This is a genomic window from Marinococcus halotolerans DSM 16375 (genome assembly GCF_000420725.1).
Taxonomy (GTDB): domain Bacteria; phylum Bacillota; class Bacilli; order Bacillales; family Marinococcaceae; genus Marinococcus; species Marinococcus halotolerans.
Window position 1 is genome coordinate 70317 of record NZ_ATVM01000011.1, and the last position, 13312, is coordinate 83628.

Below are 13312 nucleotides of genomic sequence, written 5' to 3' on the forward strand. Positions count from 1 at the left end.
ATGATTGTTTCAACGTAACAGCGGCAGTGAATGAAAGTTATTTCTGACAAATGAAAGAATTAGTGTGGGAGATAACTTCACAGATAGATGGGAAAAGGAGGGGGAGTTTATTATGATATAGATAACCTATCTCCACTTAGGGGAGAAAATGGAGGGATAACGATGAAGGAGCCAATTATATGGGCTGTGGCAATGTTGGTTGCGTTTCTCGCTCTGTTTTTAACGGGGACTCTGCAGCTGCAGGGATTCGAAAGTGTTATTATTCAAATGATTGGCTTCAGCGGCATGGTGTTTGCGATTTTGTACAGTGTACTGCTGACACAGAAATCAAACGACGAAAAGGATCAGGCATTCAAACGGTGAGTGAAGACCGACATTATAATGAAAAGCATGAAAAAAAGCATCCGGAAAAAACCGGATGCTTTTTGTGTCTTATTTTGCAGAAGTGGAAGTTCTGTGCGAAAGACGATCCGAGCTTGGCTTGATCGCGGAAGTGTCCTGGCGGTTGGCCAGAAATTCCGGGCGCGGCTCCTGGCCGCTGAACGGATCCACGAGCTTGTTTTCCACCGAGTTGAACACGAAGAACACGTTGCTGCGCGGGTACGGCGAGATGTTGCCGGCCGAGCCGTGCATCGTGTTGCAGTCAAAGAAGAGCACCGAGCCCGCCGGGCCGGTCGCGCGGTCAATCTGGCCGCCGGCCTGCTCCGTGAGCCATTCCATGCTTTCGTTGTCCGGCACACCGGTCTCCTGCTTTTTCAGCGACTGCTTGAAGTTGTCCTCCGGCGTGGTGCCCGGGCAGGATACGTACCATTTCTGCGAGCCGGGGATCAGCATGAGCGGGCCGTTGAACTCGTAGTTGTCCGTCAGAATGATCGAGCAGCTGAGCGCACGCATGTCCGGCATGCCGTCCTCCATGTGCCAGGTTTCAAAATCCGAATGCCAGTAGAACTCCTTACCTTTAAAGCCTGGCTTAAAGTTTATCCGGGACTGCATCATATACACCTGGCTGCCGAGAATCTGCTGGGCGGCTTTCACAATGCGTTCGTTTTTGGCGAGCATTTCAAAGAACCCGCTGTCCTTGTGGATTTCGAAGACGGAGCGGACTTCGTTGCTGTTCGGCTCCTTGATCACGTCGGGCGCGTCGCGCTCCTCGTTGCGCTTCATCGTTTCGCGGAGCTCGTCTTTCATCATCTCGACTTCCTCATCGGTAAACAGCTTCTGGAGCATGAGGTAGCCGTTCTCGTCGTAAAAGTCCAGTTCCTTCTGCTGCAACGGGCCATCATAGCCGGCGTTTCCGTGGACTACCGGATCCTTCCGGTTCATGATTTCCTTATGATCGCCTTGTCTGGATGGATATTTATCGACTGCCATTGTTCCAAATACCTCCTTTATATTTTAACCAAGGATTAAATCCTTAGTCAGTCAGACACATTCCCGGCTTAAAAAGGAATAAACATTAGAAACGGAAAATTTTTAATAATTAAATAAGCAGGAAAACTTCTAAGCCGGATATGATGCGTATTGGACTCATATTAAAAAAATTCATTTTTTTTAAGCGCTAACTTCCCCTCTGGATCACTTAGTATATATTCGTATACTTGCTGTTGTGCCGGGAGGTTTGGCATTGGCATCTGCCCTTTAGGATTGGTACAATGTTAAGCATTGAAAAGTCGACACAGGAGGACCTTATATGCACATTGTTACTTCCACGTTTAGAGTGCCGGAAGAAAAAGCGGGAGAAGTTATTGAGATTTATAAAAATAGATCGGGCCGGGTCGATAAGGCAGAAGGCTTTTTGAAGTTTCAGCTTCTGCAAAACGAAAAAAAGCCCGGTGAACTGACGGTCTACATGGTATGGTCGTCCAAACAAAACTATCTGAACTGGGCGCGCAGTAAAGAATTCAAAGAGATTCATGAACTGGAAAAGAACTATCCGGATCAGGAGCTTGCTGGCACCGTACCGGAAGTCCATCAGTATCAGGTGGTAGCAGAATGACTCCGGAGGTAAAGGAAAAAATAGTTCAGCACGTATCCGAAGAAATATACAAAGCCCACCCCTGGCTTTGGGACAAGTTTAAAGAGAGGGGACGGGAGAAAACAGAAGAAGATAATCACCACCATCTCAAACACCTTGAAACGTCCTATGCTCTCTCTGACAGCTCCTTTTTCCTTGATTACACAGCATGGCTGGAGTCGGTCTTAAACGAGCGCGGGGTACCCGGCACCATCATTATCGATAACTTTGAACGATTAAAAACAATTTTTCCTTTGTACGTAAACGAAAAGGAACGGCTGTTTTTCACAGAGTGTATAGAAAAGGGCATTGCCCTACTTAAAGAAAACATTCAGAAATAAGGTGACAATTAATGGCGATATGCCCTGAAGACCTGGCGGATATGATGCTCGATGGACTCGATGAGGAAGCCTGGCAGGAAATTCAAAAAGTAAATAAGCACTTGGCGTTGACTGAAATTTATGAAGACCTGCTGACGCCTGCTATGTATCATGTCGGTGAGCTGTGGCAAAAAAATAAAATATCGGTCGCAGATGAACATCTGGCAACGGCAACTTGTGATTTTCTGCTTTCACGGCTGGAAGGACGGGAAGATAACCGGAAGTCGGGAGCCCCGAAAGCGCTGCTTTTCGGTGTGGCAGAAGAACAGCATTATTTAGGTTTAAGAATGGCGGCATCCATCTTCCGGGAACACGGTTGGTCGGTAAAGTATCTCGGGCCGAACCTGCCGGCTGAGCAGGCGTTCGCTTTTGCGAAAAAATGGCAGCCGCAGGCTGTGGCTATGTCGGCTGCGCTTTCATACCGTCTTCCTTCATTGTTTTCCTACATTGAGGCGTTTACTGAGCTGAAAGAAAAGCCGGCAGTTCTTCTCGGAGGGAAAATAGCCAGAGAACGGGACGTGAGCGAATTATTTTCCGGAAAAGTTATCCGGATGGACGGGCTGCGCACCCTTGAGAATTGGATTGCCGGAGAAGGGGGGGACGATGTGTATGCCAGATCTCACTCCTGATGATTTGCCGCTTCCTTACGTGCAGATTGATAAAAACTATAAAATTATCCATATGTCTGCTTCTGCACGAAGCCGTTTTGGACAGAAGGAATTTTTTTATGAGTGGCTGGATGAAGGGAGCTGGGAAAAGGCTAAACGATTGTTTTACGATTTGCCGGAAGAAAACAGTACGGAGTTAATTTTTTTTACAGCAGAAAATAATCCCACTGCGGTGGATGCTTACACGAAAAAAAGTAATGACCTGCATATTCGTGTTTTGCTGGTCCCAAAGGACCAAAGCTACAGCAACGTTTCAGGTAAGCTCGAACGTCTGCGTGACCGGCTCCGGGAGACGAACACAGAGCTGCTCGAGGAAAAAGAAACGATGGAAGCGGTGGTTCAGGAAAACTACCGTTTATCTGCTCCTTTTATCGAAATTACAAAAGAGATGGCCCTTGTGCCTCTGCACGGCGATATTAACGAACAGAAGGTAATGCTGATTACAGAAAAAATCATCAGTGCCTGGCACCGCGGGGAGTACGAAAAGACTGTTTTCGATTTTACCGGTGTAGGAGAAGTGAATGAAAAAGGAATGAAGGAATTACGTGGAACCTTTGAGGCGCTTGCATTAATGGGGGCGGAGGTTATTGTAACCGGTGTACTCCCACATCAGGCTAAACAGCTGCAGAAGATGCATGCTCCCTTTACTTTTGAATTCAGCCGTTCGCTTGAACAAATATTGACGGCTTCTCTTAGGAATTAAAAGTAAAATGAAACTTTCCAACCGCTAAGGTTTCCGCTACAATAAGAGGGAAGAACGTGTGTGGAGGAGGCCTGGCAATTGGCACTTACTTTTTACGGGTATCCCCCGTGCGGTACATGCCGCAAAGCAAAAAAATGGCTGGAAAAAGAGAATATTTCTTTTGAAGAGTATCATATTGTAAAACATCCGCCTTCAAGGGAAGAATTGAAAGCATGGAAAGAACAGGAAGGGCTTGAATGGAAGCATTTCTTTAACACAAGTGGGAAGAAGTACCGGGAAATGGATCTGAAAACCCGTCTTCCGAAAGCATCTGAAAAAGAGGTGCTGGAATGGCTCACTTCTGACGGAATGCTGTTAAAAAGACCTATTGTGACAGACGGCGAGAGTGTTACCCTCGGGTTTAAGGAACCAGTTTTTGAGGAAAAGTGGAAAGCGTAATAGCATTCATTTGAAGGAGGATGATGGAGTATGAGCGTACCAGATGAACTTTTGTATTCAGAAGAACACGAATGGGTTAAAAAAGAAGACGGCCGTCTTCGTGTCGGAGTCACGGATTTTGCCCAGTCCGAACTTGGTGATATTGTATTCGTAGAGCTTCCGGAAGTCGGGGATGAACTCGAGGCCGGGGAGCCGTTTGGAAGTGTAGAATCTGTTAAAACGGTATCGGAGCTTTACGCGCCGGTTACAGGAAAGGTCGTAGAAATTAACGAAGACCTGGATGACTCTCCTGAGTTTGTCAACGAATCTCCTTATGAAAAAGCCTGGATGATCGTTGTAGAACCTTCCAATGAAAATGAATTGGATGACCTGATGTCGCCAGCGCAGTATTCGGACATGGTAAGCGACGATTAATACCGATTTACATAGAAGCTGTCCTCTGAAAGGGCGGCTTCTTTTCATGAGTAATTCCCACGTGCCTGCTTCCAGCTTTTCACGGACAGATACTAAAGGTTGACGCTTACAGGCAAAGGTGCTATTATCAAAAGCATCGTCAAATATGAACGGATAATCATCGTTCACTTATCAAGAGAGGTGGAGGGGCTGGCCCTATGAAACCCGGCAACCAGTCTGCATAAGCAGACATGGTGCCAATTCCTGCAGTTAAATGTCTGCAAGATGAGTGGAAAGGATCCTTTAAAACCTTTCTGCTCGTGTGCAGAAGGGTTTTTTCTTTATGGTTCGATGGGGGAAAAGCACATTGGCCGGAATTATGACGATTTAAAACATACTATTTACATCGTTTTAATAAAGATAAAGAGAAACGATGAAGGAGAGAGCGGTATGATCCAATTAAAAGGTTTATCCAAGGCCTTTCAGACAAAAACACAAACCGTCACCGCCGTAGACAACGTCAGCCTTTCTATTGATGAAGGAGAAATTTTCGGCATTATCGGATACAGCGGCGCAGGCAAAAGTACGCTTGTGAGGCTGTTAAATAAGCTCGAAACGGCCACCGGCGGGGAAGTAACCATTGAAGGGGAAAGCATTACTTCCTTGAAAGGACAGTCCCTGCGCAGTGCGCGACAGGAAATAGGCATGGTGTTTCAGCATTTTAACCTGCTGTGGTCCCGCACGGTGGCAGAAAACATTGCGTTTCCGCTCGAAATCGCAAAACAGTCAAAGCAAAAACGAAACGAACGGGTGCAGGAACTGGTGAACCTTGTCGGCCTTGAGGGTCGGGAGGATTCCTACCCTTCCCAGCTGAGCGGCGGCCAAAAGCAGCGGGTCGGTATCGCAAGGGCCCTTGCTAACAACCCGAAGGTGCTGCTGTGTGACGAAGCGACATCGGCACTGGATCCGAAAACAACAGATTCTATTCTTGCTCTGCTGACAGATATTAATAAAAAGCTGGGGCTTACCATTGTGCTGATCACGCACGAAATGCATGTGATCCGTAAAATCTGCCACCGGGTGGCGGTAATGGAAAGCGGAAGAGTCGTTGAAGAAGGACCTGTGCTCCAGGTATTCCGGAATCCTAGGGAGCATATGACTAAAGAATTTGTCCGGCAGATTACGGAGCCGGAGGAAGATGCCTCGGAAATTGTGTTCGATGAAGAAGAGAACGGTGCAGTTGTCCAGCTGAAGTTTTTGGAAAACAAAGCCGAACAGCCGTTTATTTCCAAAGTCATCCGCCAGTTTGACGTGGATGTAAATATTATTCAGGGGAAAATTTCCCAGACGCAGCGCGGCAGCTACGGTTCCCTTTTCATCCGCATCAAAGGCAGCAGTGAAGAAATCGACAAAGCGCTGGCCTACCTCCGCGAAGAAGAAATAGAAGCAGAGGTGATGGAGCGTGCTTAACACATGGATGGAAGAAATCAATTGGGAAAACATGTGGGTTGCTACGTGGGAAACCATCTATATGAGCCTGATTGCCGTGGCAGCCACATTTTTACTCGGTACGGTACTGGGGGTTCTGCTGTATTTAACGGATAAAGGAAACATGTGGGAAAACAAACCGGTGCATACGGTGACAGCGGCGATCGTTAATATTTTCCGCTCTATTCCATTTATTATCCTGATCATTCTGCTTATTCCGTTTACAACCTTCCTGCTCGGCACGATGCTTGGACCGAGCGCAGCGCTGCCGGCACTGATTATCGGTGCCGCTCCGTTTTACGCCCGTCTGGTGGAAATTGGGCTAAGAGAAGTGGACAAGGGAGTTATTGAAGCTTCGCAGGCGATGGGAGCAAGTCAGTGGCAGATTATTCAAAAAGTGCTTCTGCCTGAAGCGCTGCCGTCCTTAATATCCGGTATCACCGTGACAGGGATTACGCTGGTCAGCTACACTGCCATGGCTGGCGTTGTGGGCGGCGGCGGTCTTGGGAACCTTGCGTACCAGGAAGGGTTCCAGCGCAACAACAATGAAGTGGTATTTGTTGCTACAGTGCTGATTTTAGTTATTGTTTTCATCCTGCAGTGGATTGGCGATATTTGGACGAGACAGATAGATAAACGATAAATATTATATTAATGGGGGAATTTTTCATGAAAAAAACACTACTTGGCGTTTCATTACTTTCCACGGCCGTGCTTGCGGCATGCGGCTCTGATTCGGAATCCGGCGGCGGCTCCGGCGAGGAAACACAGACACTTACCGTAGGTGCCACAAGTGTGCCGCACGCAGAAATTCTGGAGTTTGCCGAAGATCAGCTCGCAGAAGAAAATGTTGAGCTTGAAATCGAAACGTTCAATGACTATATTGTTCCAAACGAAGCGCTGGCTTCAGAAGAAATTGATGCAAACTATTTTCAGCATATTCCTTATCTTGAAGACCAGATGGAAGAAAACGATAATTTTAATTTCGTCAACATGGGCGGTATTCACATCGAGCCGATCGGTGTTTATTCCCAGGAGTATGACAGCCTCGATGCCCTTCCGGACGGAGCGGAAATCATCATGAGCAACTCGGTGGCAGACCACGGCCGTATTCTGCAGATGCTCGAGCAGGAAGACGTGCTGACGCTTGAAGAGGGCGTCGGTGTTGAAGCAACAGTGGACGATATTGCCGAAAACCCGAAGAACCTGCAGTTCCAGGCGGACATTGACGCGGCTACCCTTCCGCAGGTGTACAATAACGGCGAAGGCGATGCAGTATTCATTAACTCCAACTATGCAATTGATGCTGATCTGAACCCTCAGGAGGACGCTATTGCGCTTGAGAGTCCGGAGGACAATCCGTATGTAAACGTGATAGCAGCCCGGGAAGAGGACGAAGATAATGAAACAATTCAGACGCTTGTAGATGTGCTGCAGTCGGATGAAACCCAGGAATTTATTGAAGAAGAATATGACGGAGCCGTAATTCCTGCAGAGCAGGAATAGCGGTCAGGCCGGACTCGTTGACTGAGTCCGGCTTTTTGTATTGGGGGAAAATAGAAGAGAATCTTCATTGAAAGAGTTTTTCCTTTTTTACTTCTCAGTGAGGTTTGGTATACTGTAAGAGTGAATGAAGAAAAGCATTGAATAGGGAGGGTCGTTCCTGCAATTGGTTTGTATAGGCACCCTCCTTTTTGTATGAACGCTTTTATTGAGAATGAAATGAGCGTATTCTCATTTATTTCCCGTGCGATTTTTTGCCATATAGTAGCAAAAAAATGAAATATATCGGGAGAGAAAGCGAGTTTGCTTGAAGTCAGTTTACATTTGTTATAAAATAATAATTATAATAAATAGAGAAAAAACAGCGGTTTCCGCTTGATTCCAAAATATGGAGGTATGCAAAATGGCAACGCCGAACTTGAAAATTGAGAATTTGCACGTAGAAATCGAAGGTACTGAAATCATCAAAGGTTTCGATCTGGAAATGAACGGCGGAGAAATTCACGCAATCATGGGACCAAACGGAACAGGTAAATCCACCCTTGCTTCTGCAGTGATGGGCCATCCGAAGTATGAAATCACTAAAGGAACTATCACTCTTGACGGAGAAGACGTTCTCGACATGGAGGTCGACGAGCGTGCAAGAGCAGGTCTTTTCCTCGCAATGCAGTATCCAAGTGAAGTGAGCGGTGTGACAAACTCTGACTTTATGCGTTCGGCCATTAACGCTAAGCGCGGAGAAGGCAATGAAATCCAGCTGATGAAATTCATCCGCCAGATGGATGAAAAAATGAACATGCTTGAAATTGACGAATCGTTCTCCCAGCGTTACCTAAACGAAGGGTTCTCCGGCGGTGAGAAAAAGCGTAATGAAATTCTTCAGCTTCTCATGATGGAACCAAAAATTGCTATCCTGGACGAAATTGACTCGGGTCTTGACATTGACGCACTCAAAGTCGTTTCCAAAGGCGTAAATGACATGAAAAGCCCGGACTTCGGCTGCTTAATCATCACGCACTATCAGCGTCTCCTGAACTACATTACTCCGGATAAAGTACACGTGATGATGCAGGGACGCATCGTTAAATCCGGCGGTGCCGAATTAGCTCAGCGTCTTGAAAACGAAGGCTATGAGTGGATTAAAGAAGAACTCGGCATTGAAAACGAACGCGTAGGAGAACCACAGGAATAATTTTAACAGCAGGGGAGGCGACATTATGTCTATAGATACTACTTGGAAATATGACGAGAAATACGTTGAAGATTTCTCGGATAAACAGAATGAACCAAAGTGGCTGAAGGACCAACGTCTAAGCGCCAGTCGTTTAGCAGAAAAGCTGGAAATGCCGAAGCCGGAAAAAACGAATATTAAGACGTGGAACTTTACCGAATTTGAACACGAAGGCACCCCGAAAGAAAGCTTTTCTTCGTCTGAAGAACTGCACGAACAGGTGCAGGGACTTATCGATAAAAACGCTGCGCAGCAGAACCTGCTCGTGCAAAGAGACGGCCAGACGGTTCTATATGAAGCAAGCAGCACGCTTGAAGAACAGGGAGTTATTTTTACAGACATCGCAACGGCGGCAATTGAACACAGCGACCTGCTTGAGCGTTATTTCATGGGCAATGCCGTACAGGTGGATGAGCACCGCTTTACAGCGCTTAACGTGGCGCTCATGAACGGTGGTACATTCATCTACGTGCCGAAAAACGTAAAGGTGGAAGCTCCGCTTCAAACAATCTACTGGCTCGAACAGGCTGATATGGGGCTGTTCAACCATGTGGTTATTGTGGCTGAAGCGAACAGTGAAGTAACGTATCTTGAGAACTACGTTTCTTATGATACAGAGACGCCTTCCGTTGTTAACGCGATTGCTGAAGTTTACGCAGAAGAAGGCGCGAACGTTTCCTTTGGCGGCGTGGACCACCTGGAGAAAGCGACTACGGTTTATACTAACCGCCGCGGCTATGCACTTAAGGATGCAAGCATCGACTGGGCGCTTGGCCAGATGAACGAAGGCAATACGGTCTCAGACAATACGACCGCACTTGTAGGCGATGGTTCGACTTCTGACAAAAAATCTGTGGCTATCGGACGCGGAGAGCAGAGCCAGAACTTCTGGGCCCATATTATCCAGTTTGGTAAAAATACAGATGGCCAGATTTTGACTCACGGCGTTATGAAGGACAAAGCCTCCGCTATCTTTAACGGCGTTAACAAAATTGAACACGGAGCAACCAAAGCCAACGGAGAGCAAACTGAACGTGTGCTCATGCTCAGTGAACGTGCCCGCGGCGACGCGAACCCAATTCTTCTTATTGATGAAGACGACGTTACGGCCGGTCACGCAGCTTCTGTAGGTCGTGTCGATCCGGTTCAGCTTTACTACATGATGAGCCGCGGTATTCCGCAGACAGAAGCAGAACGCCTGATTATTCACGGCTTCCTCGCGCCGGTAGTGGACGCACTGCCAATTCAAGCTGTGAAAGATCGTCTGACGGAGGTTATCGAAAGGAAAGTATACTAATGGATGTAAAAGCCATTCGTGAACAGTTTCCTATACTGCAGCAGGAAGTAAACGGAAGTCCGCTTGTCTATCTTGACTCGGCGGCAACTTCCCAGAAGCCCCTGCAGGTAATTGAAGCGGTTAGTGATTATTACCGCCGTTATAATTCCAACGTCCACCGCGGCGTGCATACGCTTGGGAGCATGGCAACGGACGAGTATGAAGGAGCACGGGAAAAGGTCCGCTCCTTCATCAATGCCCCTTCATCCCAGCAGATCATCTTCAACCGCGGTACAACAGTCGGCATTAACACAGTAGCTTCAAGCTACGGGGATGCCCATCTGCAGGAGGGCGATGAAATCGTCCTGACAGAAAAAGAGCATCACTCCAATATTATTCCGTGGCAGCAGGCAGCAAAGCGTAATGGAGCCCATCTCCGATACGTGGAGCTCGAAGCAGACGGTATGGTGACGGCAGAAAATGTACGCAAAGCCGTTTCCGAAAAAACCAAAATTGTGGCGGTCAGTCACGTGTCAAACGTACTTGGCACGGTTGACCCCATTAAAGATATTGCCGCTATCGCCCATGAACACGGAGCGGTCATCGTTGTAGACGGGGCGCAGAGCGTTCCGCACATGGCGGTGGACGTACAGGAGCTGGATGTGGACTTTTATGCTTTTTCCGGTCATAAAATGGGCGGTCCGACTGGGATCGGGGTTCTTTATGGCAGAAAATCTCTCCTGGAAAATATGGAGCCGGTGGAATTTGGCGGCGAAATGATTGACTTTGTAGGCCTCTATGATTCAACATGGAAGGAAACCCCGTGGAAGTTTGAAGGGGGCACACCGATCATTGCTGGTGCTATTGGCTTAGGAGCAGCAATCGATTTCCTGAAAGAGATAGGCCTGGATAACATTGCTGCTCATGAGAAAGAGCTTGGCCAGTACGCGCTGAAGCAGTTATCGGCGGTGGACGGCCTGGAGATTTACGGGCCGAAGGAGCGGACGGGTATTGTGACATTCAACGTGCAGGATGTGCATCCGCATGATGTGGCCACCGTACTCGACGCAGAAGGTATTGCGGTACGCGCCGGCCATCACTGTGCCCAGCCGTTAATGAAGTGGCTTGACGTTGCTTCTACCGCCCGTGCCAGTTTTTATCTTTATAACTCCACAGAAGATATTGATGCTTTGGCAGAGGGGTTAATAAGAGTAAAGGAGTATTTCGGTGATGTCTTCGCATAATTTAGATACACTTTACCGCCAGGTCATCATGGATCACTATAAAAATCCGAGAAACAAGGGCGACCTGGAGGAAGAAACACTTCATGTCAACATGAACAACCCGACATGCGGCGACCGCATTCAGCTTCAGCTGAAAGTGGAAGAGGAACAAATCGCCGATGCAAGGTTCGTTGGGGAAGGCTGCTCGATCAGCTTGTCCTCCGCTTCGATGATGACAGAGGCTGTCAAAGGCCATACTGTCGAAGAAGCACTGGATATGGCGCAGATGTTTTCGCAGTTAATGCAGGGCGAAGAGATCGACGATACGAAATACGACCTTGGCGACATCGAAGCTCTGCAGGGCGTAACGAAGTTTCCTGCCCGTATTAAATGCGCAACACTTGCGTGGAAAGCCATGGAAAAAGGGTTAGTGGAAGAAGAAAACCGTTCATAATACAGCAACGTGCTTGAAACGCAGCGGGAATGAGACTACTTATTCCCGACTCTAAGGAGGTATTTTCATATGGCAAAACAAATGCCGGAAATTGGTGAAGACTATCAGTATGGTTTTCATGACAAAGACGTTTCCATCTTCCGTTCTGGTAAAGGCCTCACAGATGAAATTGTAAAAGAAATTTCTAAAATTAAAGAAGAGCCGCAGTGGATGCTCGACTTCCGTCTGAAATCGCTGGAAATCTTCTATAAAAAACCAATGCCGCAATGGGGCGGCGATCTCTCCGGACTGGACTTTGACGCTATTACGTATTACGTAAAACCGTCCGAGCGTTCTGAAAAATCGTGGGACGAAGTACCGGAAGAAATCAAAAACACATTCGACAAGCTCGGTATTCCGGAAGCGGAGCAAAAGTATCTGGCAGGGGTATCTGCACAGTACGAATCCGAAGTTGTATATCACAACATGGAAAAAGAGCTTGAAGATCAGGGTATCGTGTTTAAAGACACAGATACAGCAGTGAAAGAGAACGAAGAATTGTTCCGTGAGCACTTCGGAAAAGTCATTCCGCCGTCAGATAACAAATTCTCGGCGCTGAACTCCGCAGTATGGTCCGGCGGTTCTTTCATCTATGTACCAAAAGGTGCAAAAGTAGAAACACCGCTTCAGGCTTATTTCCGGATTAATTCGGAAAACATGGGACAGTTTGAGCGTACGCTGATCATTGCAGACGAAGGCAGCTCCGTGCATTATGTGGAAGGGTGTACCGCACCAGTTTACTCCACGGATTCCCTGCACAGTGCCGTTGTTGAAATCATCGTGAAAAAAGATGCGTACTGCCGTTACACAACAATTCAAAACTGGGCTCCAAACGTTTACAACCTCGTAACAAAACGGGCTGTTGCAGACGCAGGCGCTACGATGGAGTGGGTTGACGGTAACATCGGTTCTAAACTGACGATGAAATATCCATCGATTATTATGCGCGGTGAAGGTGCGAAAGGTACTGTTCTTTCCATCGCTATCGCCGGCCGCGGCCAGCATCAGGACGCAGGCGCAAAGGTAATGCACCTGGCTCCTAACTGTTCTTCCACGATCGTTTCGAAATCTATTTCGAAACAGGGCGGAAAAGTAACGTACCGCGGCATTGCGAACTTTGGACGTAAGTCTGACGGTTCCAAGTCGAAAATCGAATGTGATACGTTGATTATGGATAACGAATCCACTTCGGATACAATTCCGTACAACGAAATTTATAACAACAACATTGCTCTTGAGCACGAAGCAACGGTATCCAAAGTATCAGAAGAGCAGCTCTTCTATCTGATGAGCCGTGGCGTTGGTGAGCAGGAAGCAACTGAAATGATCGTTATGGGCTTCATTGAGCCGTTCACAAAAGAACTGCCAATGGAATATGCCGTAGAAATGAACCGTTTGATCAGCTTTGAAATGGAAGGCTCGATCGGTTAATTTCCGCGACCAGTACGAAAAATGGGAAACTGTCCTTTGAAGAGCTGTTACTGCTCTAAGAAGGGCAGTTT

Annotated in this window: 16 protein-coding genes and 1 riboswitch; of the genes, 15 read left to right on the forward strand and 1 reads right to left on the reverse strand. The window is 47.4% G+C overall.

Annotated elements, in window-relative coordinates; genetic code table 11:
• Positions 1-162: 162 nt before the first annotated feature.
• On the forward strand, positions 163-363 hold the full coding sequence (locus tag G548_RS0109495) for a hypothetical protein (protein ID WP_022793919.1): 201 nt from the start codon (positions 163-165) through the stop codon (positions 361-363).
• A 69-nt stretch (positions 364-432) separates the two neighbouring features.
• Here G548_RS0109495 and thpD read toward each other — a convergent pair whose 3' ends face one another.
• The gene (gene thpD / locus G548_RS0109500) at positions 433-1371 is read right to left on the reverse strand and encodes an ectoine hydroxylase (RefSeq protein WP_022793920.1); all 939 of its coding nucleotides are present in this window, start codon (positions 1369-1371) and stop codon (positions 433-435) included.
• A gap of 319 nt (positions 1372-1690) precedes the next feature.
• Here thpD and G548_RS0109505 point away from each other — a divergent pair, with 319 nt between their 5' ends.
• The 14 genes from G548_RS0109505 (at position 1691) to sufB (ending at position 13241) form a co-directional block, all read left to right on the forward strand.
• Positions 1691-1996, forward strand: a complete 306-nt coding sequence (locus tag G548_RS0109505) for an antibiotic biosynthesis monooxygenase family protein (RefSeq protein WP_022793921.1) — start codon at positions 1691-1693, stop codon at positions 1994-1996.
• On the forward strand, positions 1993-2355 hold the full coding sequence (locus G548_RS0109510) for a hypothetical protein (RefSeq protein WP_022793922.1): 363 nt from the start codon (positions 1993-1995) through the stop codon (positions 2353-2355). The genes G548_RS0109505 and G548_RS0109510 overlap by 4 nt, the downstream gene beginning before the upstream one ends.
• Positions 2356-2366: 11 nt before the next feature.
• Positions 2367-3023 carry a cobalamin B12-binding domain-containing protein gene (locus tag G548_RS0109515; protein ID WP_022793923.1) on the forward strand — a complete coding sequence of 219 codons (657 nt, stop codon included), beginning with the start codon at positions 2367-2369 and terminating at the stop codon, positions 3021-3023.
• Entirely contained in the window at positions 3004-3765 is a 762-nt protein-coding gene (locus G548_RS17830) for an STAS domain-containing protein (protein WP_022793924.1), read from the forward strand. The genes G548_RS0109515 and G548_RS17830 overlap by 20 nt, the downstream gene beginning before the upstream one ends.
• A gap of 78 nt (positions 3766-3843) precedes the next feature.
• Positions 3844-4203 (forward strand): arsenate reductase family protein, encoded by a 360-nt coding sequence (locus tag G548_RS0109525; protein ID WP_022793925.1) that lies wholly within the window; start codon positions 3844-3846, stop codon positions 4201-4203.
• Between the two features lie 30 nt (positions 4204-4233).
• The gene (gcvH, locus tag G548_RS0109530; RefSeq protein WP_022793926.1) at positions 4234-4617 is read left to right on the forward strand and encodes a glycine cleavage system protein GcvH; all 384 of its coding nucleotides are present in this window, start codon (positions 4234-4236) and stop codon (positions 4615-4617) included.
• A 165-nt stretch (positions 4618-4782) separates the two neighbouring features.
• A riboswitch (SAM riboswitch) is annotated at positions 4783-4888 on the forward strand.
• Positions 4889-5046: 158 nt separating this feature from the next.
• Positions 5047-6066, forward strand: coding sequence for a methionine ABC transporter ATP-binding protein (locus tag G548_RS0109535; protein WP_027847313.1), 1020 nt, complete (start codon positions 5047-5049; stop codon positions 6064-6066).
• 7 nt (positions 6067-6073) lie between these two features.
• The gene (locus G548_RS0109540; protein WP_040880896.1) at positions 6074-6727 is read left to right on the forward strand and encodes a methionine ABC transporter permease; all 654 of its coding nucleotides are present in this window, start codon (positions 6074-6076) and stop codon (positions 6725-6727) included.
• Between the two features lie 26 nt (positions 6728-6753).
• Positions 6754-7590, forward strand: a complete 837-nt coding sequence (locus tag G548_RS0109545; protein ID WP_022793929.1) for a MetQ/NlpA family ABC transporter substrate-binding protein — start codon at positions 6754-6756, stop codon at positions 7588-7590.
• 400 nt (positions 7591-7990) lie between these two features.
• Positions 7991-8779: a Fe-S cluster assembly ATPase SufC gene (sufC, locus tag G548_RS0109550; RefSeq protein WP_022793930.1), complete on the forward strand. Its 789-nt coding sequence runs from the start codon at positions 7991-7993 to the stop codon at positions 8777-8779.
• 25 nt (positions 8780-8804) lie between these two features.
• A complete protein-coding gene (gene sufD / locus G548_RS0109555) occupies positions 8805-10115 on the forward strand; it encodes a Fe-S cluster assembly protein SufD (protein ID WP_022793931.1) in 1311 nt (436 codons plus the stop codon).
• Complete coding sequence (locus G548_RS0109560; RefSeq protein WP_022793932.1) at positions 10115-11338, forward strand: cysteine desulfurase; 1224 nt, start codon at positions 10115-10117, stop codon at positions 11336-11338. Before sufD ends, G548_RS0109560 begins: the two co-directional genes overlap by 1 nt.
• The gene (gene sufU, locus G548_RS0109565) at positions 11325-11771 is read left to right on the forward strand and encodes a Fe-S cluster assembly sulfur transfer protein SufU (protein ID WP_022793933.1); all 447 of its coding nucleotides are present in this window, start codon (positions 11325-11327) and stop codon (positions 11769-11771) included. The genes G548_RS0109560 and sufU overlap by 14 nt, the downstream gene beginning before the upstream one ends.
• 69 nt (positions 11772-11840) lie before the next feature.
• Complete coding sequence (sufB, locus tag G548_RS0109570) at positions 11841-13241, forward strand: Fe-S cluster assembly protein SufB (RefSeq protein ID WP_022793934.1); 1401 nt, start codon at positions 11841-11843, stop codon at positions 13239-13241.
• Positions 13242-13312: the final 71 nt, after the last annotated feature.